Origin of the sequence: Nonomuraea gerenzanensis (assembly GCF_020215645.1) — a bacterium.
GTDB lineage: Bacteria > Actinomycetota > Actinomycetes > Streptosporangiales > Streptosporangiaceae > Nonomuraea > Nonomuraea gerenzanensis.
On record NZ_CP084058.1, the window covers coordinates 3,270,786 to 3,297,765 of the forward strand.

Here is a 26,980-nt window from a genome sequence, read left to right on the forward strand (position 1 = left end):
GGTGACGGGCGCGGTATCCGTGCCCGCATGCGAGAAGGCCATCCGCGGTGAAAGCGGACGGCCTTCCGGGAGGCGGGAGCCTCAGCTGTAGGAGTAGGACTGCGCGCTGCAGCCGGTGATGTAGGGCCCGGGGTAGACCTGCTGGGTGGAGCAGCCCCAGGTGGCGGTCAGGGTCGTGGCCGAGGAGGGAATGCTGATCGCCGGTCCGTTGGTCCAGCCGACCTGGTCGTACTGGTGACCGCCGCTGCAGATGGCCGACACGCTCACCGAGGTGCTGCCGCCGGGCAGGCTGATCGTGAACGACCACGTGTGGTTCACCGGGTTCGCGACCATCGAGCTGTAGGGCATGGTCACGCCGTACGAAGGAGGCGAGGAGCCGACCGAGACGTACGAGGCGTACCAGTCGCGGGTGTCGCCGGAGTAGTTGACGTTGAGGCAGTCCACCGTGGCGTTGAGCGTCAGGGTTGAGGCGGCGGCGGGCTGCTGCGTGGTCACGACCATCGCGGCGGTGGTGGCCAGCATCACGCCGACCGCCAGTGTCCGGCGGATCAGGCTGCGAGCGATCATGGGGTCCCCTTTTCTTCGCGCCGTTGACTGTGGAGATTTCGCCAGAGTTGCCGGCCTCGCCGGCCGCCAGGGCCTCCGCCCCGATCGGGCGTGGGGGCGGACGCGCACGTCGGTGAGGCCGGTGAATCCGTATCCCATGACGTGGTGGTCACCGGGCACGCACGACACCATGGTGGTTTCATCGGCGTGAGCCACATTGTTCTGATGGGTCTCGGTGGAACCCGGATAGCACCGTCCCGCTACAAGGAGAGATATCCACCGATGTGCAAAACTCGCTGGTTGCAGTGGGCACAAGGGCGCGGATTCTGTGCAAAGATTTGCCATCTCTCCCTGCCGCCGGTCGCTATCCAGAGCGCGCGGGCCGCGCGCCCGAGACGCCCGCGGGATATGCCTTCTCGAGGGGAGGATCACACAATGGCCACAGAGTGGACAGTCCCATAGAAAGGACCGCTCTCCGAAACAAGCGGTGTATCGCGCTTTCCGTACGGTCCGTAAAAGGGCGGCGATCTCGCCCCACGGATCAACAGGCTGGTCGCGGGCCATGTGACGCCGTGCGATGCGGCGGTCGTACCCGCGTCATCACAGTCGTCCGCGCGGCGGTGTTAGTGAAACTTTCAACACGGTGACGCCTGCGGCGAGCTGTCGAGGCTCGCCGTCCGGAGATGCTGAACGCCGCGGGGAGCGACCCGCACTGCGCGAAGGCTGGCTGTTCTCCGTCTCCTCGGTGGTGAGGTCCTCCGGGTGTTGGCCGGACTGCTTCAGCGCCTTGTTCTCGTCACAAGTGCCGATGCGGCCCCGCCAGCCTGTCGGCGACGACCGAATGCGAGGAGCTACCTGCCTGGGGAGGGGCGCGGCGGGCAAGGGCGCGGACCTGGTCGTGACCGTCCTGCCGGCCGGGTTCCGCCAACGGTATCCGGGTCGCACGTGTCACCGGCACGTGGGATCCGGAGAATCTGTATTGGGCCAACAAGCCCGCCTTCACCACCGAGGACGCCTCCACCAACTTCCACCTGGCTGGACAGCATGGAGTGGAACGTCATCGGCATCACCCAGAACTGGGCCGCCGGCGCCGCCAACCACGGTCTGGTGCTCAGGTCGCCCGGCGAGGCCAACATCGACAACCACCGGGTGTTCACCGCTACGGCGGCCATCGCGGCCAGGTTGGCATACCGATCAGCTTCGAATCGCCGATCATCAGCATCGGTTGCGGGCCGGCCAGCCGCTGCAGCGCCTGCATCGCGCCGATGACCTGGCCGACCTCGCCGGCCCCGCCGTCGGAGGCGCGGTGAAAGACCGGGATCGCCCCATCGGAGCTGACCGCCGGCCCGGCCTGGATCTGTTCGAGATCCGGCCGGCGGTCCTGGGGATGGCCGAACTTCGGCGCGGCGAAGCCGGGCTCGGTCTGCTGGTAGTCGCCCTGCAGCGAGATCGAGGTGAGATACCAGTGCAGGCGCCCACCTCGATGCCGAGCGCCTCGATCGCGGCCGGCCCGACCGAGCCGGCCAGGTGATCGAGGTGCGGGGCGATGGCCTCCAACGCCCGGCCGATCCGGTCATTGTCGAGCAACTCCGGATCCACCCCGAACGCCTCGCCCATCGCTCACTCCTGCACGTGCACCAGCGGCGCGGGCGAAAACAGCCGGTGGGTCACCAGCACCTCGATCACCTGCCCGTGCGTGAGTTCCGCAGTATCGCGTACCGGAGAGGCCGCGTCCACCAACTCCCGGATCCGCAACCACGGGCAGAACCCCGCGATGACCGGCAACGCTCCCAGCATCTTCTCGACACTGGCCTGACCCCACTGCGCACGCTGTCTCACCGGGCCACGTCATACCGCGCGACGATCACCACGGCAACCCGGCGATCTTCACTTACCTCGACGTGCGGAAACGGGGGCTAGCAAGACAGACGGGACAGGTACGTTCCAACCCCATATCCCTCACGGCCCCCTCCACCGGCATGCCTCAACCGTTCCCGCTGGGCCCGTAAGAGTGCGCCTGCCGATCATTACATCCGCCCATGTCACGACCATGTGAGGCCTTCGCGTGGCGGCGCGAACTCAGGGCCACCCGGGGGACGGCAACGCGTGCGGCAGGATGATCAGTCGTGCCCCTTCGCCTGGCCACCGTTACGAACACGTTCGCCGCGCTGCGGTTGCCGCCCCTGAGCGATCGGGTGAGGACGTGGAGGCACTCGCTCTACGCCACCAGATCACGGTCCTCCGCCGCCAGCTCGGCGCCGATACCCGAGCCAGATTCGCACCCGAGGACCCGAGCCTTCTTGCCGCTCGTCCATGACGACTACCGCGCGAGCGGCCCGATCGCGCAACGCCACCCAGAGGGGACCAACTGGGAGGGCCTCGGTGTCGCTCCTGTCTGTCGCGTGAACTGCTCGGCCGGGGCGGCGACGCAGCGGCCGGCCATGCTGTCCCGTGCGGCAGGAAGACAGCATGGCCGGTGCGATGATCACGACCAGTGGGCTGAACACCTGCGTCCGACCCGACACATGTCAGCCGACGGCGGTGACGACCCATTCAGGGACGATGACCCCACCGGAGCGCGGCTGGTACCGGGTGCCGAAGCGACCGTTACCCAGTCCGGGATAGACCCACAGATCGCGGTCCCCGCTGACGGCGACCAGGTCGGTCTTGCCGTCACCGCTCAGATCCATGGCCGCGACCTTGTAGTTGGTCCAGCCGCTGCCAGCGTGGGTGCGGGCGCCGAGGGTGATGCCGCTCTGGCTCGTGTTGGGATAGAACCAGAGGTCACCGTTGCGGTCGATGGCCATGATGTCGGTGCGGTTGTCGCCGTTGAAATCGAAGGGGAAGGTGCGGTAGCCGGTCCAGCCGCTGTTGCCGATCTGGATCCTGGTGGCACCCGCTGCCCCGTCCGGATAGTGGAACAGCGTGCCGTTGGCGTTGTGGATGGCGAACAGGTCGGCGTGCGGGTTGCTGTTGGCGTTGCCCGCGGTGAAGGTGTATTTCTCCCAGCCGGAGCCGACATCATCTCTGCTACTGGTGGTCAGATATCCGCCCTTGTTGGGATACATCCACAGAACGCCGTCGGAGCCAGACCTGAGGAGGTCGGCCAGGCCGTCCCCGTCCCAGTCGGTGACGACCCATCCCATGCCCCAACCGCTGCCGATCTTGACCCGGTTGCTGACGCTGACCGTGTTCTCTCCCGAACTGCTCTGGTTCGGATACATCCACAGGTCACCGGCGCTGTCGGTGAGAATGAGATCGTTGCGGCCGTCTCCGTCGAAGTCGTGGTTGTTCTTGGCGGGCGTCAGCGAGACCCTGTTCCAGGTCTGGACCGTGGACAGCACACCGCTGAAGTAGCCGCCGAGGCTCGCGGCGCCGGTCTTGTGCGCGCCTACGCGCAGCGCGCCGGTGGCCTTCCACTTCGTTGTGTGCCGGACACTGGCGACGTTCTGGCCGTTGACCCAGAGGATCACCAGGCCGGAGGCGGCTTTGTAGGTCACGGTGACCTGCGACCAGACACCCAGCGCAGCGCTGCCCGCGGGCGCGACGGCGGTGTCCCAGACGGGACTGGCCACGTCCGACTGGCTCATGGCGAAGTGCCAGGCCCCGTTCTGGATCCAGAGCTTGAAGCCGGCGGTGTTGACGCCGTCCTGGGAGAGTACGGTGCCACCGGCGGTGGAGGGGGGCGAGTAAGTGCCCTGGATGGTGGGTTTGGCCCAGGCGCTGAGGCTGAAGTCGGCGTCGGTGACGACGGCGGGGCCGCCGGCCGCGAGCGTTCCGGTGGTGCGGTCGAACGCGATGGCCGGGCTGTAGGTGTCGCCGGTCTTCCACGTCGCGCCGGCGGTGGCGGTCAGCGGGAGGCCTGTTCCGGTGAAGGCGCTGTCGGCGACGGTGCCGACCGCGGTGCCCGACGTAGCCGTGGCGGGCAGGTCGGCCAGGGTCCAGGTGTGGTCCGCCGCGGCGGTGGTGATGGCGTTGACCCAGGTCGTCAGATCGTCAGCGCGGGCGGCGGTGAGGGAGCTGTCGCTCCCGGCGGGGTCGGGGCAGCCGGCCTGGCCCGCCTGGCTGAGCACGGCGGCGAGCTTGCCGCCGTTGAGTACGGGTGCACCGGCCATCCCGCTGCACACGAGCGGGCCGGTCGCGGTGGTCAGCGTCGTGGCGGTCGCGGCCGTGAAAGTGACCTGCGCGGTGCGCTGCTGGTCGTTGGTCCAATCGGCGGCGGTCACCCCGGCGCGGCTGTAGCCGACCGTGGACAGTTCGACACCGGTGGGGGCGGTGGTGGCCAGCGGGATCGGGGTGATCCCGTCAACCGGGGTGGCCAGCCGGGCCAGGACCACGTCGCGGCCGGGCCGCGGGCTCAGCCAGTCGACCTTGATGCCGGCCTTTCCGGGGAACGTGACGTAGGTCGCGCCGGCCGGCGCGCCTTCGGCGAGCTGGGGCTGGTTCGGGTCGGGGGCCAGGCAGCTCACGGCGCCCAGCACCCAGCTCGGCGCGACCAGCGTCGCGGTGCACTCGCGGCCGTCGCCGGCGAGTTTGCCGACTGCCGCCTGTGCTCCGGTGCCGGGCGCGGGGCCGGTGCCGGCGCGCAGCTGCAGCAGCATGGTGGGGGAGGCGGTCGGGTCGGTGCCCTCGCCGACTTGGGTGTAGCCGTCAGGGTCTACGTCGACGGTGAGGCTTTCGCCGTCGTTGTTGCGTAGTCTGGCGGTCATTCGGTGGCCGGTGCCCTCGCGTAGGCCGTCCCCGCGGATCTCGTACACGCCGGGAACTTCGAGGTTCAGTACGCCGGAATTGGCGGTTACTTGGAAGCAGACACGGCCGATTCCGTCGGCGCCGATGGCCTCGTCGGTGGTTCGGACCTTCAGCAGGCCGATGTCACCCTGCACCGGCGTGGCGCAGTCGGCCAGCAGGATGTGGCCGTCGCCGGAGATCAGCCTGACGTTCTGCGCCTCCAGGATCTCCGCCGCACCAGGGTAGGGATAGACGCCGTTGTCCACCAGTGACGGGAGCGAGATCGCAGACGCGCCGGCCGCCGCCGGCCAGGCAGCTACCGATAAGGACGCTGCCATCGCTGTGGCGACGCCCAGCGTCACCCAGCGTGGGGATAACTTCATGACCACAAACCTCCGATGTCGCCTGTGCGGAAGTTCCGATAGGCCTGCCAACGCTTGAAGGGTTCACGACCCGTTCACATTGCTCGCGCCTCTGCGGATAGAAACGAGGCTAAAGAAGCCCGGTATGCCGGTGGTATATCCGATCATGTCTGGGATTGCCCGGCATTCGAGCATCGTGTGACACTCCGCTCTGCTGAATGGAGGGTGAACCGGATTCGCCTCGTCAGCGCTTCCCGTAGGCGAAACTTTCGAGCGGTGATGGAGGCTGCGGTGCAGCTGAACGTGTGTGCGCGGATACCCATACGGTGGCAGGCGGTGATCGCGACATGCACGGTCCTGGCTGTGCTTGCCGGCCTGCTGCACGCGCCGCCGGCGTATGCCCAGGGGACGGTTCCCGCTGATCGCCCCCTCGTGGTGTCGGCCTGGCAGGAGGGCGGTCCGCAGGTCCGATTAGCTGCCGAGGCCGCGTTGCTGGGTTCGGACGCTCAGGTCAGCGCGTTCCTGGATGGCGGATGGGCCCAGGCCCAGCGTCTCGATCAGCGGGAGAATCTTGCGCGGGTCATCAGTAACGGTGGTCCCGCCCTGCGCGCGAAGGCTCAGGCCGCCCTGGACGCGGACGTCGCAGGTGACCAGAACGCGATCCCCACGTTCCTGAAGAGCGGTTGGCAGGGCCCGTCGGACATCGACACCCGGGTGTCGGTGAACCAGCTGATGGCCTCCGGCGGCGATCAGGTCAAGCAGGCGGCGCAGGCCGTACTGGACTCCGGGACCGCCGAGGAGATGCGGAAGTTCCTGGAGTCCGGCTGGCAGGCGCAGTGGAACACCGACCAGCGGCTGCGGATCAACCAGGCCATAGCCACAGGTGGCCCGCAAGTCCGCGCCGCGGGCCAGAAAGCACTGGACGCAGGTGCGCCGGAGGCGCTGGAGGCATTCCTCTCCTACGGCTGGGCCGTGGCCTCGGCGCGGGACGAGGAGACCGCGACTCTAGAAGACCTGCTGGGCCAGGCGAAGGAGGCCAAGGCGCTGGCGGAGCAGGAGACCGCCAACGCCACGAGCGAGGCCGATCGCGCCAGGGACTCCGCAGCCGCGGCGCGCCGGTCGGCGGCGGAGGCCGCTGCCGCAACCGCGGCGGCACGCGACAACATGGCTGAGGCGAAGGCGCAGGCCAAGCGGGCGGCCAGGGCGGCGGAGCAGGCGGCTGAGGCGGCGCAGGTGGCCGTTCAGGCTGCGGCTGCGGCGAACCGGGCGGCGCGTGCCGCAGCCACCGCGGCGGCACGCGCCGCGCAGATGGCGTCGAAGGCCAACCAGAAAGCTTCCGAGGCTTATCAGCACGCCGCAGCCGCGGCCGTCGATGCCACTTTTGCGGAGAACGCACGGCAAGCGGCGCAGGCAGCCCGAAGGATCGCCCGGGAGACGGACGAGTTCGCCGAGCTGGTCAACTTGGCGCTCACGGCGGTCAGGGAAAACTCCCATGCGGTCACAGCGGCTACGGCTGCGGCTGAGAATGCTCTGGCGGCAGCGGCTGCCAATGACGAGGCTGTACGGTACGCCAACGCGGCCGGCGCGGACGCCCAGGAGGCGGTCGCCGCGGCGGCAAGGGCACGGGCCAACGCCGAGCGGGCCGCGCGGGCGGCACGGGCGGCACAGACGTACCTCCAGACAGCCATCGATGCCGCGATCAAGGCGCGAGACGCTGCCATCAAGGCGGCAGCCAACGCCCGGGCCGCGGCCGTCGCGGCCCTCGAAGCCGCCGAGCACGCGGGCGACGCCGCCAAGGCGGCGGAACGGGCCACCGAATACGCCAACCTGGCCACCACGGCCGCGCAGCAGGCGCTGGACACCGCGACCCAGGCCGCCGCGGTCTACGATGCGGCGCGTGTCGCCGACGCAGAACGCCTGGCGGTGGCTCGGGACGAGGGGTTGGAGACCGCCCGGACAGCCAACGTCGCGTATGAGAGGCAGCAGCGGGCCGCCGACTGGGATGTCGACCAGGCCGCCAAACGCGACGCCGAGACCAACAGGCTCATCGCGGTGGTCCTCGACCCGGCCACCGAGCGCGCGGCCGCGGTCGCGGCCGCTCGCAAGGTCGCGCTCAATCTGGCCGGCGGCCAGAGCGCCTGGACCAAGCAGGCGGCGCTGGGCGCACTGGGTGGCGCCGACGATCTCGTGCTGGAGTTCGTGCGCGCCGGCCTCGCCCGCGCTGAGGCGCAGGACAACCGCATCGCGGTGACCAAGCTGTCGGTGGCCGACAACGCCGCCCTGGAGACGGCGGCCATGAACGCCCTGGCCGGCAGCGACCAGACGGTTGCGACCTTCCTGCGTACGCAGAGCTATCCCGGCCGGTACACGGCGGACCGGCTGAAGGTCAACCAGATCCTGGCCGCGGCCAAGACGGCCGGCGATGTCGTGCTGGCGCAGCGAGCCGAGCAAGCCCTTGAGGCCGACACGCCGCAGGCGTTGCGAGACTTCCTCGACACCGGCCAGTACACCGCGGCGGTCATCGGTGAGCGGGTGCGGGTCAACCAGATCCTGGCCAGCCCGGACAGCGGGCCGGAGGTGAAGGCGGCAGCGCAGATAGCCTTGGAGGGACCCGCTCCGGGCCTGCGGCAGTTCCTCAGCACGGGCCGGTTCACCGCGGCCGAGCGGGACCACGAGACCGCGGTTCACCTCGCTGTGGTCGCCGGCCTGCTGACGAAGATCAGCCAGGCCGCCGAGTCGGCCGTGGAGAGCGCTCTGGAAGCGCAGGCCGTAGCCGCCCGCGCCCGCGACGACGCCGCGTTGGCCGCATCCTACGCTCAGCAGGCGATCGACTCGGCGCAGCGGGCCGCCGGCTACGCTCAGCAGGCCAGGGTGCACGCCGACCGAGCCGCTGCCTCGGTGGAGAAGGCCGCGGCCGCGGTCAAGACCGCCGTCGGGGCGGCCACGAAGGCCAGAACCTCCGCCCACAGCGCCCTCCGGTCGGCCACCTGGGCGATCGCCTCCCACGCGATGGCCGTCGACGCCGCCAACAGCGCCACCCGAGCAGCACGCCTTGCCTACAATTCGGCCATCAACGCCGGTCAGAGTGCCGACGCTGCCGCCAGGGCGGCCGATGCGGTTGCCAAGGACTATGAGTACGCCGCCGGCGCGGAAATCGCCAAATGCGACTTCGAGTACAACCGGGATGACTATGCACGGCTGGAGGATGCATACGGCTTAGAAGAGGGCAAGTTCTATCGCGACTGCATCTACAACATCCTCGGGGATCCGGAGGAGCTGGCCACACGGGTATACCTCAACTCCGCCTTCTGTGACATCTATCCGCAGGACAGCCAGTCCTACGAGAACTGCATCGCCTCCACATCGGCTCCCGGCTTCGAAGCGATACAGGAATACAACCTTACCTTCGAGGCGCTCAGGTATGCGCTCACGATGTTCGAAGTGGGGTGGATGCCGGCCATTGTCGGCTGTCAGGTCACACTGGTCTGCGGAGCAGCGCTTACCGTCGCCACGGTTGGTGTTGAAATATATCGTTTCGTCCAGGGTGACCAATCGCTGGCCAAGACGCTGCTCAACCTCGGCACCATCGCTCTTGAATCGCTGGCCGGATATGGGATCGGAAAACTGCTCAGCAGTGGGTTCCGGGCGCTCAAGAGGGCCTTCGCAGCTTCCAAGACGGGCACGAGCGCGATATCGGAGATCCGTAGGGGCCTGCTCCAAACCGAGCAAAAGCTGGTCCTCGCGCACGTCCGGACCATGCTTGCCAGCGAATACCCCACGGTCAGGGACACCGCCTTCTTCTGGTCCGGCCGCACAGAGATAGCACCTGACAAGTATGTGTCTGCCGGACCCGATCTTGTCGCTGAAATTGCGAAGGCGAAGGGTGGCACCTCGCTCGAAATGCTCATGGACAGCCGTGGGATCCCACAGGCGCAAATTCCGAAAGAGATAGAGTGGGACCCCTGGGAGGTGCCATGGGATGCCATCCAGGACCAGGTCAATGATGCGTGGACCCAGATCTCCCTGAATTACGCACGAAATGCCTCCGGCGTGGTCAGGGTGGTGCACGGAACAAGCCTGCGCCCGGGCAACGTCTGGGAGACGACGGAGTTCCCCGCGCTCAAGGCCAATCCCAACGTCACCAAAATAATCAGAATAACCATCGTCGACGCGACCACGCGGACGGAGGACGTGATCTTCGAGCGATAGTCGACAGCAGACCGCGCTGGTATCCTGTTTCGGTGGAATTTGCGATCAGTGAAGAATGGAAAGAACGGGTCGTCTACCGGGAACAGGATGCCGGCTTCACTTTCGACTGCGCCTGGGGCGTCAAGCCTCACACCGTCTTCGTGCCATCCGCCGCATACTGGCCGCAGGCGACTCCGGCCTGGATGCACGATCGGCGGGACGAGATCATCGGTCGCCTCCGCGCTCATCTGGGTGCACGCTACGTCATCGAGGAGTTCGAGAAGAGCGACACCGGTCCCCGGCAATGGGTGACGGTTCTCGGGGCCCGCCATTCGGACGGGTCAGTTCCCGGCGAGTGGATCGCCGTGCTCATGGATCCCGACGAAACAGCCACCCCCCACGCCTCCTGGACGCCCGAACAGCGCAGTCAGTTCTTCGCTGATCACGCGGGGCGGGTCGGCGGCGGGTCCACACCGGACGAGGCGGTGGAAGATCTCCGGCAGCGGGTCGGCCGGCCCGAATTGCGCTGGGGAACCTGAACGAGACATCCGCGTGCCGCAGCCACAAGGGCTGTGGCCGGGAACGGTCAGATCCACGTCACAGCCACCCGCACTCCGGCGCTCCTTGCCCGGGTGAGCGACCCGGCGGGCAGGCCGCTGCGCGCCGGGGCCGAGATCGAGCACGACCCGGCCGCACCGGACGGCCAGGGCACCGGCCAGATCTGGATCGGCAGCGTGGATAACGTACCGGAAGGCAGTCAGGCGAGCATCGCCGTCCTGGCGAACACGCTGTCCGACGGATGGAAGGTACGCTGGCGGGTCCGCGCGGTCTCACCCACCGCTACCTCCTCCTGGTCGGACTGGCAGACCTTCACCATCAACCTGCCTGAACCCAGCGCTACCGGCCTGACCATCACTCCATCCAAGGTGGTGGACGGCACCACGGTGACCACCACGCTCACCCCGGCGTTCGCGGCCAAGGTCACGGATCCCGCCGGCGGGGCGCTGCGGGCGAACCGGTCCGGTGTGTGCCTGCCGATGATTACATCCACCCAGGTCATGACTCTGCGAGGGCTTCTCAGGGGTCCGCGAGATCCGGTCACCCGGGGAGACGGAAGCGCGTACGGCAGGATGATCCGCCGTGCTCCTTCGCCTGGCCTATCTGACCGTCATGAATGCGTTCGCCGCGCTGCGGTTGCTCCCCATGAGCGATCGGGACAAGGACGTGAAGATTCTCGTCCTGCGTCACCAGATCGCTGTCCTTGAACGCCAACCCGGCACTGACACCAGAGTGAGATTCGCTCCCGAGGACCGGGCCTTTCTCGCCGCGCTCCTGACCTCGCTGCCGCGCGAGGTCCTTCGTCGGCTGTGGCTCCTCGTTCGGCCGGACACCGTCCTGCGCTGGCACCGCGATCTGATGGAACGACGTCACGCCCATATCTGTCGGCCAAAGCGACGTGGGCGCCCACCCACCATCCGTGCCCTCATTCTGCGTCTGGTTCGGGAGAACCCCGGCCGGGGTCATCGGCGGGTGCATGGTGAGCTCACCACGCTCGGTATCAAGGTCCCGCCGTCCACGGTGTGGGAGATCCTCGAACAGGCCGGTCTTGATCCGGCGCCCGAGCGGGCGTCCATCACGTGGGCCGACTTCCTGCGCTCGCAAGCCGACGCCCTGCTGGCCTGCGACTTCATCGAAACCCTCACTCTCAGCGGCAACGCCAGTACATCCTGGCAGTCATCGAGCACGCCACCAGGCGCGTCCGTGTTCTCGGCACCACCGCTCACCCGAGCGCGACCTGGGTCATCCAAGCGATCAGGAATCTGGTGATGGATCTGGACGACGCGGGCTGCCGGCCGCGTTACTTGATCCGAGACAAGGATGGGAAGTTCCCCGCCCTCGTGGACGAGATCCTCGCCGAGGCCGGCATCAAGACAGTCCTCACAGGCATCCGAATGCCGCGGATGAACTCCATCAAGACGGACAGGTTGCCGCCCTGATCGTCTACAACGTGGGTTCCAGGGGCGATCGCAACACCTGACCCGGTGGGTGTTGCTTGACCAAAAAGCGTCGGTCAGGGCTTCCGCGGGATGGAGCCAGAACTGCTCCTTGGATCCCTCCTACACCTCGAACCGGTCGTCGGAGACGATATGGATCGCGGCCTCCTCCGCGGACGCGCCCGCACGGTCGACGCCGATGTCTTCGGCCCAGAGATCCGATGACGGGTCGCCAGCTTCTTGGGTGGCCCAGACGAGCCGCCCTGCCCTCAGATATCCGACCTGGTCGTCGATGAGCTCGCCGTCGGTATCGGATGCGTCACCGATCCCGTCACCGAACTCTTCGGCTGCGATGTCGGGAACCTCATGGGCAAGTCTCTGGCTGAAGGGTTCATGGGTGCGAGCTTCGTCGGCGGTCAGCCCCCAGGCCAGGCTGCCGATGGGGCGATCCCCCGGCAGATAGCCGGGGCCGTCGCCGTCCTCGCCGAGTTCGTCGTCATCGAGACTCTCCTCTGGTGGCAGCAGTCCGGGGACGTAGTCGTCCATGGTTTCTCCTCAGTGGGTTGCATGGTGGGCTGGGCCGACCGGATCGCTGGTCAGGGACTCGGCCGTGTACGGCCGAAGGCGGTGAGCAGCGCTGGCGACGGAGCTTGGCCGTGCCTGGGTGACCGGGTCGCGGCTGAGTCGCTGGAAGCTCAGCAGGCGTCGGGGGCCCGGTGGTCTCAGTCGCCGGCCTTCGTGCTCACCGACTCGGCGGCAGCGCGATCGGAGTAGCCCGGGTGCCGGGGGTCGATCAGATCGGTATGGGTGGTCGTTCGTGAAAGGTAGTCGGCGACGAAGGGGCAGATGGCGGTGATCGTGCCCTCGCGGGCGCGGATCTCGTCGAGCACGTGCCGCACCATCGCGCTCGCCACGCCCTGGTGCTGTTGGCTCGGCTCCACCTCGGTGTGCAGCAGGGCGTACCGGTTGGGCTTCAGATGGGTGTAGTAGAGCCAGCCGACCAGATCGCATGCGCGGTGAAGCTCGAACCGCCCTTGATCGGTGTTGTCGATCAGCACCTCGGTCACCGGTACCTGTTCCTCGCCGCTCATCGGCTCACCCTTCCAGCGTGGAGGTACGCCGCGCCCTCGTGCACGCCTGCCATCCGGACTGTCCCATCCACGTGTGACGTCAATCTGCTGCCAACATACACATAGGTACCATATATTTGGACTATAAGGTCCCGTTTTCCCTCTCGGGATTGCTCGGGTCCGCCACCGATGACGAACGAGCCGAGAAGAGGACAGGGAGCACTGACGTCATGGACGATCTGCACGTCACCATCGAGCCTGAGCGCATCGTCACCCCGACCCTCATCCTGCGTTCCTGGTCCGCCGAAGATGCCCAGGGGGCGTTCGAGATCTACGGGGACCCGGCAGTCGCCCGGGCCATCGGCAGGCGGCGGCCTGTGCGTGATCTCGCCGAGATGCGGGAGTCGCTGGGAGGCTGGGATCTGCGATCGTCACGGAGCCCTGTGCCGCAGGGCCTGTGGGCCGTGGAGGCGGCCGATGACGGCCGGCTGCTCGGCGGCGCGACCCTGCTTTCCTTCAGCCCACGCGATCCCCGGCTTGTGATGGGATGGCATCTGCGGCCCGAGGCCCGTGGCCGTGGCGTGGCCGGCCAGATCGGCCATGCGCTGGCACACCAGGCCTTTCTTGCCCCCGACGTCGAGGAGCTCTTCGTGGCGGCGCCGGCGCAGAACGCCGGCAGCCTCGCCGTCGCCAGGCGGCTCGGAATGACCGCCGTCGATGACTTCACCTGGGTACGCGACGGCGTGCGGCTCGAGGTGCTGCGGATGGGCCGGGCGGACCTGCACAGGATCCGGCCCGGGATCTCGCTGGACCACTCCTATGACCCGGACGGGTTGAACGACTGGTGAGCTCGACGACGGCGCCCGACGTCTCCTCGAGACCTGATCGATCGCCGGGCCGAATCGCATGCCGCCGACGTTGGCTCAATCGGCAGACAGGCTCTCGATGTACGCCAGCGCCATGTCGATGGAGGTCGCCATAGGTGTGACATCGCGCGCGGTCTGGGCCAGCATGTATCCGCCCTGGAGAGCGGCGATGAGCCCGGTCGCGAGCTGGTCGATGGGAGCCTCGGCCGGAAGTGTGCCCTTGTCCTGAAGCCTGCGCAACACGCCTGCCAGGAGCTCCTGCCATTCGCTGAAAAGCTGGACCAACGCCCGGCGCGCGAGCTCGTCCTGATCGGAGACCTCCGAGGCCAGCGTGCCGAGCGCACAGCCGTAGGCGCCGTGCCGTAGGGAGTTGCTCTGTACCAGCGCATCCCGCCAGCGTCGCAGGCCCGGGATGGTCGAGACATGGCCGAGGGCATCGCGCTCACGCTGGATGACGCGTTCTCCCACGTGATCGATGACGGCTCGCACGAGCGCTTCCTTGCCGTCGAAGTGGTGGTACAGCTGCGACTTGCTCACTCCACTCGCTGCGAGCACGTCGTCGAGCGTGGTGTCCCCGACTCCCTTGACGTACATCAGGTCGGCCGCTGCGGCGACGATCCTTGCCCGCGTCTTTGCGCCGCGCGCCGTCAGGCGTCTGCCAGTGTGCGAGTCAGCGGTCGTCATCACGTCTTCATGTTACTGATATCGGACTACTCGTTCTCCGTCCTCGCAGGGCTGTCATCCTCGGCTCCTGCAAAAGGCGCGAGCGCGATGTCGAGCGCGGCGTTGAGCGGCCAAGGGTCTCGTGCGATCTGGCTCAGGGTGCTGCCTCCGTGAAGCGCTGCAAGGATCAGCACGGCGGTCTTCCGGACGTCGACATCCGCTCGCGAGGCCTGCGCGGAAGGGCACGGCGAGTCTGCTGCGGCGCCGGACTTGAGCAACCGGTCCAACGTCTCTGCGATGAGCTCGCACCAGCGCTCGAGGAGATCGGCCCGCTCGGGCGCATCGCCCGATTGCCGCAGCGCCAGCACGTACGGTGATCGCGGGGTCATGAGCTCCTTGACGACGCGGCGACGCCAGCAGGCGAGCTTGGCCCGGTCGGTGACGCCAGACAGGGAAGCGCTTTCGCGGGCCAAGACTTCCGCGAAGTGTGTCGTCATCAGTCCCTCCCGGCCAGTCGAAATCGCTCACATATTCTGCCACGGGATGGGACTAAAAAGTCCAAAAGAGGTGCGTGGGGCACGCGCGGCTGGTCCGTGAACGGCTGCCGAGCTGTGCCACAGACGGTGATGCTCACGGTGCCGGCGTCGAGCACGCCGGCCGGCACCCGGCCGGTGACCTGGGCCGAGATGAGGTTCTTCTCGAGCTGCTTGAGGTCAACGGCCGGGTCATGGGCGATGATGCGGCGCCAGGAGCAGCCAAGGTCATCGGTGGCCGTTGGCTACTCCGGGGTGCTCGGGGTCGACCAGGTCGGTGTACTCGGGGTGGTGATCGATGAAGGCGCGTACGACCGGGCACATGATGGTGACCGTCTTGCCCTGCGCGCGCACGTCGTCGAGGACGCGTCTGATGAGTTCGGTGGCGATGCCCTGTTTGCGGTACTCGGGGAACACCGAGGTCGCCAGCAGTACGAGCCGGTCGTCGCCGGCGACGTCGTAGGGCAGTCCGGCGATCTCGCGGTCGTCGAGGATGGCCTCGTAGATGCCGGCGTTCTCGTCATTGACGACTGTGAAGTCGAACGCGGGAGCACGGGGATCGTCGATCACCTCGTCCATGAGGACGCTCTGGTCCTCGCTGAGGGAGTTCTTCCCCTCGGGGTACTCGGAGGCGTAGCGGGTCGGGTCGGTCATGGGATGCTCATTCGTGGTCACTCGTTCGCAGGCCGGGGCCGGTCATACGTGTTCTGGGGTGTGCCGGATCCTTCAGGGACGAATACAAATGATCGTCTTTCCTTTGATCCGTTCAGTCGGGTTGAAGGCGGCGACGGCGTCGTCGAGGGCCGCCACGTTACCGATGTTCGTGCGCAGCCGGCCGTCCCGGACCCGCTGGACGATCTCACCCAGTTGTGCGCGATCGGCCTCGACCACGAAGTCGACCGCCAGGCCCCCGGCCGGCTGCGCCTCGGGCGGGCCGGCGATGGTCACCAGCATCCCGCCGGCGCGGACCAGGCCCGCGGACCGCCTGGCGATGTCGCCGCCGATCACGTCGAAGACCAGATCGACCCCGCCGACGTCTTCCAGGGTGTCGTGGTCCAGGTCGACGAACTCCTGCGCGCCGAAGTCGAGCGCCGTTCTCCGGTCGGCGGCACGTCCGGTGCCGATGACGTAGGCGCCGGCCTCCTTGGCGAGCTGGGTCACCATCGAACCGACTCCACCGGCCGCGCCGTGCACGAGAACGCTCTGCCCCACCTCGAAGCGGCCGTGCACGAACAGTCCCTGCCACGCGGTCAGGCCCGAGATCGGCAGGCTCGCCCCCACCGTGAAGTCGACGTCGCCCGGCAGCGGCGCGAGATTACGCGCCTCGACGGCCACGAACTCGGCCAGGGTGCCGTCACGAGTCCATTCCGCGAGCCCGAACACCCGCTGCCCCACCGACAGTCCTCTCGTGCCATAGCCGAGCGCGGTGACCACCCCGGCCACCTCGTGGCCGGGGATCGACGGCGTGCGGTCCCGGCCGAGGCGGTCGGTCCACGTTCCTGGCCACGTCAGCTCGCCGGGGGTGAATCCCGACGCGTGAACCTCAACCAGAACATCGTTCCCCGTCGCCTCCGGCTCAGGCCGTTCCGCCAGCGTCATCCCGGCCGTTCCCGCCGCCTCGTCCGTCACCACAATGGCCTTCATCGGTACGCCTCTCGCTGTATCAGTCGCTCGCCGACACGAAAACTTCGGCTCATCCCCTTGGTGACGCGGGACGTCCCTGTCTTACCCGGCTGATCGGACGATCTGCGACGGGGAACGCAGCCCCGCCGCGCCGCCTCCGAGGCCAGGCGTCGCCTGAACGCCGCCGTTCCCCGGTGCGTTGGGAAGTCCCGTCGTGGACCGGCGTGACGTATGGCGCGACCGAGGCGGTCTAGGCTCTGGCTCGTGACCCATTTCGATGTCCTTGTCCTCGGTGCCGGCCCGGGGGGATACGTCGCCGCCATCCGCGCCGCGCAGCTCGGCAAGTCGGTCGCCGTCGTCGAGGAAAAGTATTGGGGCGGTGTCTGCCTCAATGTCGGCTGCATTCCGTCCAAGGCGTTGCTGCGCAACGCGGAGATCGCCCACATCATCACCCAGGAGAAGGACACTTTCGGCATCACGGGTGAGCCGGGCATGGACTTCGCCGTCACCCACAAGCGCAGCCGTGGCGTCGCCGAAGCGAGCGCCAAGGGCGTGCACTACCTGATGAAGAAGAACAAGATCACGGAGATCAACGGCTGGGGCACCCTCACCGGGCCCACGTCGATCGGCGTCGTCAACGACTCCCGGACCGCGTCCTACACCTTCGACAATGTGATCATCGCCGTTGGTGCCACGGTGCGGCTGGTACCGGGGGTCACGCTCTCCGAGAACGTGGTCACCTATGAGGAGCAGATCCTCACCGATCAGCTGCCGAAGTCCATCGTCATCGGCGGTTCGGGCGCGATCGGGGTGGAGTTCGCCTACGTGCTCAAGAACTTCGGTGTCGACGTCACCATCGTGGAGTTCCTGGACCGGATGGTGCCGACCGAGGACAGCGATGTGTCCAGGGAACTGCTCCGCGCCTACAAGAAGCTGGGCGTCAAGGTGCTGCTGTCCACGGCGGTCAAGGGCGTCCAGGACACCGGCTCCGGCGTACGGGTGACGGTGGCCCCGTCCGCCGGCGGCGACGAGCGGCTGATCGAGGCTGACAAGTTCCTGGCAGCCTTCGGCTTCGCGCCGCGCACGCAGGGCTTCGGCCTGGAAGCCGCCGGTGTCGCGCTCACCGACCGTGGTGCGATCGCGGTCGATGCTCGCGGTCGCACCAACGTCGAGGGCGTCTACGCGATCGGTGACTGCACCGGCAAGCTGATGCTCGCTCACACCGCCGAGGCGATGGGCGTGGTCGCCGCGGAGACGATCGCCGGCGCGGAGACCATGGAGATCGACTTCGACATGATCCCGCGGGCGACGTTCTGCCGGCCGCAGATCGCCTCCTTCGGATACTCCGAAGCCCAGGCGAAGGAGAAGGGATACGACGTCAAGGTCGCGCAGTTCCCCTTCTCTGCCAACGGCAAGGCCCGTGGGCTGGCTGAAGGCGTCGGATTCGTCAAGGTCGTCGCGGACGCGACGCACAACGAGTTGCTCGGCGCGCACATGATCGGCCCGGAGGTCACCGAGCTGCTACCCGCGTTGACGCTGGCCCGGCAGTGGGACCTGACGGCCGACGAGGTGGCCCGCAACATCTTCGCTCACCCGACACTGTCGGAGGCGATGAAGGAAGCCATCGAAGGCATCGCCGGCCACATGATCAACCTCTAGCCGTCTCCGCACCACAGCCGCGTCTGTGCATGATCGACGGGTGCCGCTCGCACACGCTGACGTAGCCGGGGGAGGACCTCTGCCCCGAACCAGCGGCCTCCCGGAGAAGCGCGCTGCGCGCGGCGGACTGCGTGCGCGTTGACAGTGGCTGCGGCAGGACCTTACGTTGGACTAAATCGTCCATTGTCGAGGTCGCTGTCGCCATCGGCCCCGACCGTGCGACGCCCACCACTAGAGACCGTTGAGTCTGGAAGAGAGCACAGGGTGACAATCTCCCGTGGCTTCTTCGGCCATCACGATCCGCGTGCCGTCGATCTGCCGCCCGGTCAGCATCTGACCCACGGATTCCCCGTGCTGACGGCCGGGCCGACACAGCTGATCTCGACGGAGGTGTGGAGCTTCACCATCACGCCTGAGAGCGGCCAGCCGAGGCGGTGGAGCTGGACCGAGATGATGGCGCTGCCCTCCGAGGAGATCGACGTCGACATCCACTGCGTGACCCGGTGGACGAAGCTCGGGACCCACTGGCGGGGCGTGGCACTCGACACCTTCTTCGAGGAGGTCGAGACCGACTACGCATACGCGATGGTGCATTCGTACGGGGGCTACACCACGAACCTCCCCTTGGAGGACCTTGTCGGGGGCAAGGCCTGGATCGTGTACGAGTATGAGGGAGAGCCGCTTCACGTCGAGCACGGTGGTCCGGCCAGGCTGCTGGTGCCCCATCTCTACTTCTGGAAGTCCGCGAAGTGGGTGAACGGCGTCTCGATGCAGCGCTCCGACGAACCGGGCTTCTGGGAAGGCTTCGGCTATCACAACTACGGGAACCCATGGCGCGAGGAGCGCTACGCCGGTGACTGACACGACTTCGACCGGGGGTCAGGCCGACGGCTCTGCTGAGGAGGCTCCGCCAGGAGGCATTCACTGGCGCAAGGCGACGCTCATCGGTCTGCACCCGCAGTCCTGGCATTCCCGGACACTCGCCCTGGACGTCCCCGGCTGGACCGGCCATCTGCCCGGTCAGCACGTAGACCTACGTCTCACAGCCGCGGACGGCTACTCGGCCCAACGCAGCTACTCGCTGGCGGAGCCCGCCGCGTCCAGCCGCGTCGCCGTCACCGTCGATCTCCTGCCTCACGGCGAGGTCTCGCCGTACCTGGTGGAGAGCATGGAGCTCGGTGACGAGCTCGATGTGCGCGGGCCCATCGGCGGATGGTTCGTCTGGGAGCCGGGGGACCCGTCCATCGGGGGCGGTCCGGTACTCCTGATCGCCGGCGGGTCAGGGGTGGTGCCGCTGGTCACCATGCTGCGAGCCCGAAAGCGAGCAGGGGATTCGACGCCGACGATGCTCGTGTATTCGCTTCGCGGCCCCCGCGATCTCATGTACGGGCCCGAGCTGGAAGAGTTGTCGGCCGATCTGTCCGCACCAGGGTCCGCCGAAGTGCGGCTCGTCTACACGCGCAAGATCCCCTACGGGCACCCCCGTCCAGCCTCACACCTCGCGATCGAGGACATCGAACCGCCGTCCGCGTGGCCGGAGCCCCTGGCGGTCCGGGTCTACGTGTGCGGATCCTCTGGCTTCGTCGACCACGCCACACGCCTGCTCCACAAGGCGGGATACCCCGACGATCGCATACGCACGGAACGATTCGGACCAACAGGAGCTGATCGATGAGCTCGGATTACTCGCCCCCGGCCACGCCCCACGGCGGCGCCGATTCAGGTGCGGTCTTGGACGGCAACGCCGCCGCCGGTGATTTCGCCGGGATCCTCGCAAGCGACCCGACCACCGTCATGGTCCGCTGCGGTAGCTGCGGCGCCACACAAGCGTTCGGACAACTGTCGGCATACCTGGGCGGACCGGGAACCGTGCTGCGCTGTCGCCGGTGTGAGGCGATGGTCGCCCGCGTGGCCAGGACACCACGGGGCACCTGGCTCGACCTCTCGGGCTCCAGCTCATGGCTGTTCCTGCCCACCCCAGGTCCCGCCTGACCGCGACCGCCGGGCGGCCAAGCCGCCCGTTCCGACACGAAGGTCCGGCCTGGACTGGGAAGGGCTGATGAGGGGTACGGGGTGGGTGCTTGCCGGTGCCCGCCCTGGGCCGGTCGCGAGGGCGGATGCGGCCGGGTGAAGGATCGATGAGAGGAAGCGGAATGAAGGCTGTGGTCGGGGAGACCGTCGTGGCCGAGGCCACGAACGAGGCGGTTGTCAGGATTGAGGGAAATGTCTACTTCCCGCCGGACTCGGTCGTGGCCGGCGCGCTCCGCGACAGCCCCACCCCCTATGCCTGTCCCTGGAAGGGAAGGGCCCAGTATCACGACGTCCTGGCCGGCGAGACGGTGCTCCATGACGGGGCTTGGTCCTACCCGGACCTCTACGAGTCGGCGGTGGCGCGTGTAGGCCGCGACTTCAGTGGCTATGTCGCGTTCGATCAGGGCCAGATCCGGATCGAGAGCTGACCGGCCACGACGATGACCGAACAGGTCAGCCATGCGCAGGAAGAACGGCAGGGCGCAGTTCCCACATGTGACCCCTCAGGTACGACGTGGCATACGACCGATACGGTTGCCACGGCCCACTGCGCCGCTCCGCGGCCTTCGGCGTGATCACGCTGTTCAGCTGATCGAGTACGGTGATCGCTTGGCGCACAGTGAGGTCACCGGCCAGGAAGATGTCTGACCTGCGCAGGTAATGCAGCATGAACCGTTGCGCGGACGATGGACCGATACCGGGTACGGCCACGAGGAGGGCGTGGATCTCGGCATCCGTCATGGTCGCGAGTTCGTCGGGATCCAGCAGGCCGTCATCCACGCGTTCGGCGAGTGCACGGATCGTCCTGGATTTCTGGTGAGACAACCCGGCGTCGCGCAGGGTCCGTGCGTCGGTCGAGACGACACGCTCCGCAGTGATGGCGCCGCCGAACTGCGCGAGCAGCCGATGGTAGATCGCCAAGCTGGAGGCCCTGCTGAGCTGCCGCGAGGTGACGGCGAAGGAGAGCCATTCGAGCGGGCTGCGCACCGTGACGGGCAGATGCGCGTCGTAGGCATCGATCGGCCCGGTCGACTGCACCCACCGGGCGAGCGGGTCGTCGAGCGAGCCCAAGTACTCAGCAGCCGCATGCTGCTCCTTGGTCGCACGCTTCCCCGTACGGGTCATGGTCATGGTCACCAGCCTGGCAAATCTGGACGATATAGTCCAGTAGAGGTTTGTGCTCCGGACGGACCGGCTAGACATCCAGGTACACGATGAGGGCGGGAACCGGCTCGCCGGCCTGCGAGCTCGGTGACCGAGGGCGAGTTCTCCTGCCCGCCTGGCACCCACGCGATGCCATGGGGCTGTCCAGCCGAGCCAACAACGAGGATGGGATGATTGTCATGTCGGCACGTACAGCCCTGATCACGGGCGGCACCAGCGGAATCGGGAAGGCGGCCGCGCGGACTCTGCACGAGCGCGGTTACCGCGTCGCTGTCACCGGACATCGTCAGGAGAGCGTCGCCCGGGCGCGGGAGGAGCTGCCCGACGACGTCCTGGTTCTGCAAGCCGATGCACGGTCGCTGTCGGACACCGACCGGGTCGTGTCCGAAATCGGAGCGCAATTCGGCAGCCTGACCACGCTGTTCCTGAACGCCGGTGTGAACCATCCGATGACGCTGGAGACCTGGGACGAGGCCGCCTACGACGATGTGTTCGCCGTCAACACCAAGGGAGTGTTCTTCACCCTGGTCAAGGCGTTGCCGCTGCTGTCCGACGGTGCTTCGGTCATCGTCACCGTGGGGATCGGAGCAACACGCAGCCTGACCGGTAGCAGCGTCGCCGCCGGGTCCCACGGTGCGATGCTGGCCATGATCCCGACTCTGGCCCTGGAGCTCGCGCCGCGCCGCATCCGCATCAACGCGGTCAGCCCCGGAATGACCGACACCCCGATGACGCGGGCCTCGATCCGGACGGCGACCGAAGACGTCGCGGGGACGATGACCGCGATGGCCGAGCGCAACCCCTTCGGCCGCCTCGGGACGCCGGAAGACGTCGCCGGGACGGTCGCTTTCCTGGCTTCGGACGATGCCGCGTACGTCACCGGGCAGGAGATCGTCGTGTCCGGGGGCGCAGGCTTGGCCATCTGACCGAAGCGTCACAGATGGGCGGGCCCGCTCTGCCGGCATTCGGCGTCGCCGCCCGACGCGAAGCGTGGCGCCAACGCGCGCCATCTCGTTGACCATCGTCCATGGCCGCGTGGACGACAAAGCGCACCACGCATCCGGCGATCAGCGAAATGCTCACTGGGCTCGACCGGACGCCCTTTCTCCGACCGACCCGCGCGACGCGGACTGGGGCGAAGCGATGGCGATGCCGGACCAACTGGACTATAGAGTCCTCTAAGTGCGGCCATCTACGAGACAGAGCGCATTTGGACGGACTATATCGTCCATTATACGGTGGGCGTAGGCGCGGTGTCGGGAGCGGCTCGACCAGCGCGTACACGGCTTGTACCGCTCTGACGAAAGAGGTTTGCGGTGGACGACTCGGAGATCGATCAAGAGAACCGCCGATGGGTGCGGGATCTCGCCGCCGCAGGCCCACGGAGAGAAGCGACATGCGCCGAGTTGTATCCCTTGCTGCTCCGCGTCGCGCGTTCCGAGGCTCGTCGACGCGCCTCCCTCCTCAAGCTGGACGGCCCGGAACTCGAGGACATCGCCCATCAGGCCGCCGCTGACGCGCTGATGGCCGTCACCGAGCGGTTGGACACCTTCCGGGGCGAGGCGCGGTTCACCACGTGGGCGAGCAAGTTCGCGATCCTCAACGTGGCCACGAAGATGAACCGCCACTTCTGGCGTCGCCACGAGATCCCCTACGAACAAGAGGATTGGTCCAAGCTCGCTTCTCGGCTCGACGTCGGCCCCGAGGGTGAGGCGCAGATGCGGGAATTCGCGGACGCTGTCTCGGCTGCGGTGAACGAGAACCTGTCCGACCGGCAGCGGCTCGTGTTCGTCGCGACGGTTCTCGACGGCATGCCGATGGATGTTCTGGCCGAAGAGCTGGGCTCGACCCACAACGCGCTGTACAAGGTGCTCTTCGACGCCAGGAAGAAACTCCGTGTCGCGCTGGTGGCCGATGGCTACCTGCCTGAGGCGCCTGTGATTCGGTCGGCCTGAGGGTCGCCTGCAGCCATCTCGATCGAGAACGACCGGGCGTGAACCGGGATCAGCGTTCGACGGGGCCCGGCTCGAGCGCGGAGGTGTCCAGGTCGCCCTTGCGGAGCCGGAAGACCTGAAGCCGCAGTTCGTAGTACTTCTCCGTTTCTCCGACCCACTCCATCCCGATGCGGCGGGCGGCGCGTGCACCGCGATCGTTCTTGGGCCGTATGACGGCGAAGACCTCTTCCTCGCCGTTGCTGAAGGCGTAGTGGGCCAGAGCGTGACCTGCCTCGGCCGCCAGCCCGCGGCCCCACGCCCAGCGAGCGAGCTGGTAGCCCAGCTCCAGGTCGTCGCCCTCTGGCGGCAGCGGAAGGATCTGCCCCGAGCCGGCGACACGCCCGCTCTCGGTCTCTTCGATCACCCACCGGCCAGTCGGACGCCCTTCGGATCCCAGGGGTGCGGCGATCCATCTGGTGATCACCGCCCGCATCTGTTCGAGATCGTTGACGCGATCCATGGCCGGGGCCAGCCACCGGGAGACCTCCGCGCTGCCGTAGATGTCGAGCGCCTCCGCTGCGTCTGCTTGATGCCACGGACGCAGCCGCAATCGTGGTGTGCTGATGGTCGAGCCGACGATGGTGACCTCGTGAGACAACGCTGCTCCTCGGCGGGGGACAGGACACACCCAACAGGGCGATCAGGGCTGATTACACTACGCCGGATCGGACGAAGCCGTCCATCCAAGCTCCCGGGTCGAGCCAATTCGGCTCATGCTCCGCACGCTTGCCTAGTGGCGTCAAGGTGACCTAGCTTGGACTATATAGTCCTATTGGGAACACCGGCCGAGCCGGGGCCGCGCAGACGGCGCGGAAACGACGACCCAGCCGCGGTACGCCGAATCGCATTGAAGAAGGAGCGAGAGATGAACGACACCAAGTCGTCGGCCGGAGATCTGGCGATCCTCGAGCAGCTCAACCTTGACTACAACCGTTCGGACCAGGCCAGCGATGCCAAGCGCCTCGGTGAATTCCTCGCTGAGGACTTCATCGTGCAGACACCGGGTGTCACCCGCAATCGTGAGGAGTACCTCGAAGACATTGCCCAGCCCCGACCCTTCAAGGATCAAGTTCTGCACGAAGTCAAGATCCGAATCCTCGGCGATGTCGCGCTGATCCACGGCAGGGTGACGTACACCATGATCGCCGATGGGGTGGAGCACGACGCGCTGTACACGGACGTGTACCAGAAGCGTGAGGGCGCCTGGCTCTGCGTCTCCGCCTGCGCGATCGCCCCCGGCGCCTGACCCGCCGCCATGTCCGACGTTGCGGTCCAGACGCGCTACGAACAGTTCGCCGAACTCCACCGTGGCCCCGGCACGTTCATCATGCCCAACGCATGGGACGGCCCCTCGGCCCTGCTTTTCAAGGAGGCCGGGTTCACGTCCATCGCCACCTCTTCAGCGGTCCTCGCCGCGACCCTGGGCCGGCTCGACGGCATCCACGCTGTCAGCCGAGATGAGCACCTGAACCATGCCGCCCTGCTCACGTCCGTGAGCGGCCTACCGATCAACGGCGACTTCGAGGACGGCTGCGGCAAGACTCCCGAGGATGTCCGGGCCACTGTCGACGCTGCCGTCGCCCGCAATATCGCCGGCATCGGAGTTGAGGACACCACTGGTGACCCCTCCAGCCCGATTCGTGACTTCGACGACGCCGTTCGCCGCATCGAGGCCGCCGCCGCGGCCGCGTACGGACGGATCGTTCTGACTGGCCGGACGGACAACTTCCTGTGGGGAATCTCCGACCTCGATGACACTATCCGCCGTCTCTCCGCCTACGCGGAGGCAGGAGCTGACGTCCTCTATGCGCCGAGCCTGCCGGATCTGGCCTCCATCAGCGCAGTCGTCAGGGCCGTCACCCCCAAGCCGGTCAACGTCCTCGTCGGTCCCCAAGCCGCGGTTACCCTCGCGGACCTCCAGACAGTCGGTGTCCGCCGGATCAGCCTCGGGGTCGACCCCTACACGCACGCTCTCGGAGCAACACAAGCGGCTGCGGCGAAGCTTGCGAAGGGAGACCTGACGGCACTCGCATCCGATCTCAACTTCGGCCACATCATCGACCTCATCAAGGGCTAACGCGGCCGCGCAGCCCCGCACTTGGCGCATAGAGCCACTTCTCGCCGTGAGCCGTTCCGCCCGCCCGAGGGGCTCGTGCAGATACGCCGTGGCGCGCTAACCGAGCAGAGTCCGGTCAGAAGCATGCGATCAGCCAGGAGAACACATGATCGAAAACGAAGAGCCGACGCTGACGCACGACGCATCGCAGATACGCGTGGTCACGGCATCCTTCTGCGCCGCGGCCGTCCGCGTCCCGGCCCAGACTTCAGCCGCCCGCGCTGCTGCCACTGGTGCCGAGGCCGGTAGCAGGCGGGGCTGGGCGTCCGTCGGTGCGGTCGCGCTCGGTGCGTTCGTCATCGTCATGACGGAGACGCTGCCAGTGGGGCTGCTACCGGAGATCGCCGACGGATTGCATGTCTCGCTCGGCCTCGCAGGGCTGATGGTGCTCGTGCCGGGCTTCAGCGCGGCGGTGTCGGCGCCGCTGTTCTTCCTCGGCTCCGGCCGCTTCAACAGGCGCTCCGTCATCGTCGTCCTGGGGCTGACGGTGCTGGTGTCGAACGCGGTCGTCGCAGTGGCGCCGGACTTCGTCCTGGTGCTGATCGCCCGTATGATCTTCGGCGCCACTCTCGGGGCCTTCTGGACCGTGGTCTCACCGGTCGGACCCAAGCTGGTGGGCCCGGCTGGCGGCACTCGCGCCATCACCGTCATCGCGGCCGGTATTTCGGGTGGGACGGTGGTGGGGCTGCCTGCGGGGCAGTTCCTGGGCAACCTCGTCGGCTGGCGTCTCACTTTCGCCATTGCGGCGGCGGCGACGCTGCTCGTCGTGGTCGTGCAGGCAGTCGTGCTGCCCGGTATTCCGCCGGACGGGCGTACACACCTGCGTGATCTCGTGGGAGTCGTGACACGGCGGGCCGCCCGGTTCGGGATGGCAGCGGGCGCGATGGTGTTCATCGGACAGTTCGCCGCCTGGACCTATGTCACCCCGTTCCTGATGGACCACACGCAGCTGTCCAGCGGCGTGATCTCTCTGCTGTACGTCACCTACGGCATCGGTGGCATCGTCGGCTCACTCATCGCTGGATCGCTGTTCAAGCGCGGCGTGATCGGCAGCTTCGCCGGGGCGGCGGCGGTGGTGGCCGCCCTGCTCATCGCGCTGGCGAGCGTGGGCGCCATACCTTGGGCTGCCGGCCTGTTGCTCGTGCTGTGGGGCTTGTTCTGGGGAATCGTGAACCCGGGAACGCTGGTCTGGATACTCGACGCGGCCCCGGAGTCCCCGGAGGCCGCATCGGCGGTGAATGTGACGAACCTTCAGATAGCCCTGGCGGCAGGGTCCGGCCTCGGCGCGATCCTGGTCTCGTCGACAACCTTGCGGGCGGTGTTCTTTACGGCGGGCTTCATCGTCCTGGCCTCCGCCGTACTCGCCGTGGTGGCGGGGCGGGTCGTCACACTCGTCCGGAGGGGATGAGGAGACCGGAACGAGGCAAGGGGCTTACATCGCCC

Annotated in this window: 28 protein-coding genes; 16 read left to right on the forward strand and 12 right to left on the reverse strand. The window is 67.4% G+C overall.

Annotation, left to right across the window (positions count from 1 at the left end):
* Window positions 1-81: 81 nt before the first annotated feature.
* Complete coding sequence (locus LCN96_RS15575; protein WP_225273342.1) at window positions 82-567, reverse strand: hypothetical protein; 486 nt, start codon at window positions 565-567, stop codon at window positions 82-84.
* A gap of 1,204 nt (window positions 568-1,771) precedes the next feature.
* On the opposite strand from LCN96_RS15575, the gene LCN96_RS15580 reads away from it, so the two are divergent.
* Window positions 1,772-2,077, forward strand: coding sequence for a hypothetical protein (locus LCN96_RS15580; RefSeq protein WP_225273343.1), 306 nt, complete (start codon window positions 1,772-1,774; stop codon window positions 2,075-2,077).
* Window positions 2,078-2,166: 89 nt separating this feature from the next.
* Here the strand turns inward: LCN96_RS15580 and LCN96_RS15585 are convergent, their stop codons facing one another.
* Complete coding sequence (locus LCN96_RS15585) at window positions 2,167-2,385, reverse strand: DUF4277 domain-containing protein (RefSeq protein WP_225273344.1); 219 nt, start codon at window positions 2,383-2,385, stop codon at window positions 2,167-2,169.
* A gap of 689 nt (window positions 2,386-3,074) precedes the next feature.
* Window positions 3,075-5,636, reverse strand: coding sequence for an FG-GAP-like repeat-containing protein (locus tag LCN96_RS15590; protein ID WP_225273345.1), 2,562 nt, complete (start codon window positions 5,634-5,636; stop codon window positions 3,075-3,077).
* Window positions 5,637-5,927: 291 nt separating this feature from the next.
* On the opposite strand from LCN96_RS15590, the gene LCN96_RS56560 reads away from it, so the two are divergent.
* Both LCN96_RS56560 and LCN96_RS15610 read left to right on the forward strand, forming a co-directional pair.
* The gene (locus LCN96_RS56560; RefSeq protein WP_263657484.1) at window positions 5,928-9,845 is read left to right on the forward strand and encodes an ALF repeat-containing protein; all 3,918 of its coding nucleotides are present in this window, start codon (window positions 5,928-5,930) and stop codon (window positions 9,843-9,845) included.
* A gap of 32 nt (window positions 9,846-9,877) precedes the next feature.
* Window positions 9,878-10,363 (forward strand): hypothetical protein, encoded by a 486-nt coding sequence (locus tag LCN96_RS15610; protein WP_225273346.1) that lies wholly within the window; start codon window positions 9,878-9,880, stop codon window positions 10,361-10,363.
* Window positions 10,364-10,581: 218 nt separating this feature from the next.
* Here LCN96_RS15610 and LCN96_RS15615 read toward each other — a convergent pair whose 3' ends face one another.
* Entirely contained in the window at window positions 10,582-10,875 is a 294-nt protein-coding gene (locus LCN96_RS15615) for a hypothetical protein (RefSeq protein ID WP_225273347.1), read from the reverse strand.
* 89 nt (window positions 10,876-10,964) lie between these two features.
* Here LCN96_RS15615 and LCN96_RS15620 point away from each other — a divergent pair, with 89 nt between their 5' ends.
* Both LCN96_RS15620 and LCN96_RS15625 read left to right on the forward strand, forming a co-directional pair.
* The gene (locus tag LCN96_RS15620) at window positions 10,965-11,651 is read left to right on the forward strand and encodes a hypothetical protein (protein WP_225273348.1); all 687 of its coding nucleotides are present in this window, start codon (window positions 10,965-10,967) and stop codon (window positions 11,649-11,651) included.
* Window positions 11,651-11,821 (forward strand): hypothetical protein, encoded by a 171-nt coding sequence (locus LCN96_RS15625; RefSeq protein ID WP_225273349.1) that lies wholly within the window; start codon window positions 11,651-11,653, stop codon window positions 11,819-11,821. The genes LCN96_RS15620 and LCN96_RS15625 overlap by 1 nt, the downstream gene beginning before the upstream one ends.
* 120 nt (window positions 11,822-11,941) lie before the next feature.
* Here the strand turns inward: LCN96_RS15625 and LCN96_RS15630 are convergent, their stop codons facing one another.
* On the reverse strand, window positions 11,942-12,364 hold the full coding sequence (locus tag LCN96_RS15630; protein WP_225273350.1) for a DUF5709 domain-containing protein: 423 nt from the start codon (window positions 12,362-12,364) through the stop codon (window positions 11,942-11,944).
* A 176-nt stretch (window positions 12,365-12,540) separates the two neighbouring features.
* Window positions 12,541-12,909, reverse strand: coding sequence for a GNAT family N-acetyltransferase (locus LCN96_RS15635; protein ID WP_225273351.1), 369 nt, complete (start codon window positions 12,907-12,909; stop codon window positions 12,541-12,543).
* Between the two features lie 209 nt (window positions 12,910-13,118).
* On the opposite strand from LCN96_RS15635, the gene LCN96_RS15640 reads away from it, so the two are divergent.
* The gene (locus tag LCN96_RS15640; protein WP_225273352.1) at window positions 13,119-13,736 is read left to right on the forward strand and encodes a GNAT family N-acetyltransferase; all 618 of its coding nucleotides are present in this window, start codon (window positions 13,119-13,121) and stop codon (window positions 13,734-13,736) included.
* Window positions 13,737-13,811: 75 nt separating this feature from the next.
* Here the strand turns inward: LCN96_RS15640 and LCN96_RS15645 are convergent, their stop codons facing one another.
* From LCN96_RS15645 to LCN96_RS15660, 4 genes are all read right to left on the reverse strand, one after another.
* On the reverse strand, window positions 13,812-14,438 hold the full coding sequence (locus LCN96_RS15645; protein WP_225275987.1) for a TetR/AcrR family transcriptional regulator: 627 nt from the start codon (window positions 14,436-14,438) through the stop codon (window positions 13,812-13,814).
* A 26-nt stretch (window positions 14,439-14,464) separates the two neighbouring features.
* Window positions 14,465-14,914 (reverse strand): hypothetical protein, encoded by a 450-nt coding sequence (locus LCN96_RS15650; RefSeq protein WP_225273353.1) that lies wholly within the window; start codon window positions 14,912-14,914, stop codon window positions 14,465-14,467.
* 264 nt (window positions 14,915-15,178) lie between these two features.
* Window positions 15,179-15,604, reverse strand: a complete 426-nt coding sequence (locus LCN96_RS15655; RefSeq protein WP_225273354.1) for a GNAT family N-acetyltransferase — start codon at window positions 15,602-15,604, stop codon at window positions 15,179-15,181.
* 72 nt (window positions 15,605-15,676) lie between these two features.
* Complete coding sequence (locus LCN96_RS15660; RefSeq protein WP_225273355.1) at window positions 15,677-16,594, reverse strand: NADP-dependent oxidoreductase; 918 nt, start codon at window positions 16,592-16,594, stop codon at window positions 15,677-15,679.
* A 210-nt stretch (window positions 16,595-16,804) separates the two neighbouring features.
* Here LCN96_RS15660 and lpdA point away from each other — a divergent pair, with 210 nt between their 5' ends.
* The 5 genes from lpdA (at window position 16,805) to LCN96_RS15685 (ending at window position 20,691) form a co-directional block, all read left to right on the forward strand.
* Complete coding sequence (gene lpdA / locus LCN96_RS15665) at window positions 16,805-18,232, forward strand: dihydrolipoyl dehydrogenase (protein ID WP_225273356.1); 1,428 nt, start codon at window positions 16,805-16,807, stop codon at window positions 18,230-18,232.
* A gap of 351 nt (window positions 18,233-18,583) precedes the next feature.
* A complete protein-coding gene (locus LCN96_RS15670) occupies window positions 18,584-19,093 on the forward strand; it encodes a molybdopterin-dependent oxidoreductase (protein ID WP_225273357.1) in 510 nt (169 codons plus the stop codon).
* Window positions 19,086-19,907 (forward strand): FAD-binding oxidoreductase, encoded by an 822-nt coding sequence (locus tag LCN96_RS15675; RefSeq protein ID WP_225273358.1) that lies wholly within the window; start codon window positions 19,086-19,088, stop codon window positions 19,905-19,907. The genes LCN96_RS15670 and LCN96_RS15675 overlap by 8 nt, the downstream gene beginning before the upstream one ends.
* Window positions 19,904-20,224 carry a DUF6510 family protein gene (locus LCN96_RS57395; RefSeq protein WP_225273359.1) on the forward strand — a complete coding sequence of 107 codons (321 nt, stop codon included), beginning with the start codon at window positions 19,904-19,906 and terminating at the stop codon, window positions 20,222-20,224. Before LCN96_RS15675 ends, LCN96_RS57395 begins: the two co-directional genes overlap by 4 nt.
* 161 nt (window positions 20,225-20,385) lie before the next feature.
* Complete coding sequence (locus LCN96_RS15685; protein WP_225273360.1) at window positions 20,386-20,691, forward strand: DUF427 domain-containing protein; 306 nt, start codon at window positions 20,386-20,388, stop codon at window positions 20,689-20,691.
* Window positions 20,692-20,716: 25 nt separating this feature from the next.
* Here the strand turns inward: LCN96_RS15685 and LCN96_RS15690 are convergent, their stop codons facing one another.
* Window positions 20,717-21,394, reverse strand: a complete 678-nt coding sequence (locus LCN96_RS15690) for a DNA-3-methyladenine glycosylase family protein (RefSeq protein ID WP_225273361.1) — start codon at window positions 21,392-21,394, stop codon at window positions 20,717-20,719.
* Window positions 21,395-21,597: 203 nt separating this feature from the next.
* Here LCN96_RS15690 and LCN96_RS15695 point away from each other — a divergent pair, with 203 nt between their 5' ends.
* Window positions 21,598-22,353 (forward strand): SDR family oxidoreductase, encoded by a 756-nt coding sequence (locus LCN96_RS15695; RefSeq protein WP_225273362.1) that lies wholly within the window; start codon window positions 21,598-21,600, stop codon window positions 22,351-22,353.
* A 390-nt stretch (window positions 22,354-22,743) separates the two neighbouring features.
* A complete protein-coding gene (locus tag LCN96_RS15700; RefSeq protein WP_225273363.1) occupies window positions 22,744-23,382 on the forward strand; it encodes a sigma-70 family RNA polymerase sigma factor in 639 nt (212 codons plus the stop codon).
* Window positions 23,383-23,431: 49 nt separating this feature from the next.
* Here LCN96_RS15700 and LCN96_RS15705 read toward each other — a convergent pair whose 3' ends face one another.
* Complete coding sequence (locus tag LCN96_RS15705) at window positions 23,432-24,019, reverse strand: GNAT family N-acetyltransferase (RefSeq protein WP_225273364.1); 588 nt, start codon at window positions 24,017-24,019, stop codon at window positions 23,432-23,434.
* A gap of 267 nt (window positions 24,020-24,286) precedes the next feature.
* Here LCN96_RS15705 and LCN96_RS15710 point away from each other — a divergent pair, with 267 nt between their 5' ends.
* The 3 genes from LCN96_RS15710 (at window position 24,287) to LCN96_RS15720 (ending at window position 26,945) form a co-directional block, all read left to right on the forward strand.
* A complete protein-coding gene (locus LCN96_RS15710; RefSeq protein ID WP_225273365.1) occupies window positions 24,287-24,667 on the forward strand; it encodes a nuclear transport factor 2 family protein in 381 nt (126 codons plus the stop codon).
* A 9-nt stretch (window positions 24,668-24,676) separates the two neighbouring features.
* Window positions 24,677-25,498, forward strand: a complete 822-nt coding sequence (locus LCN96_RS15715; RefSeq protein ID WP_225273366.1) for an isocitrate lyase/PEP mutase family protein — start codon at window positions 24,677-24,679, stop codon at window positions 25,496-25,498.
* 145 nt (window positions 25,499-25,643) lie between these two features.
* A complete protein-coding gene (locus tag LCN96_RS15720) occupies window positions 25,644-26,945 on the forward strand; it encodes an MFS transporter (protein ID WP_225273367.1) in 1,302 nt (433 codons plus the stop codon).
* The last annotated feature ends 35 nt before the right edge of the window (window positions 26,946-26,980 follow it).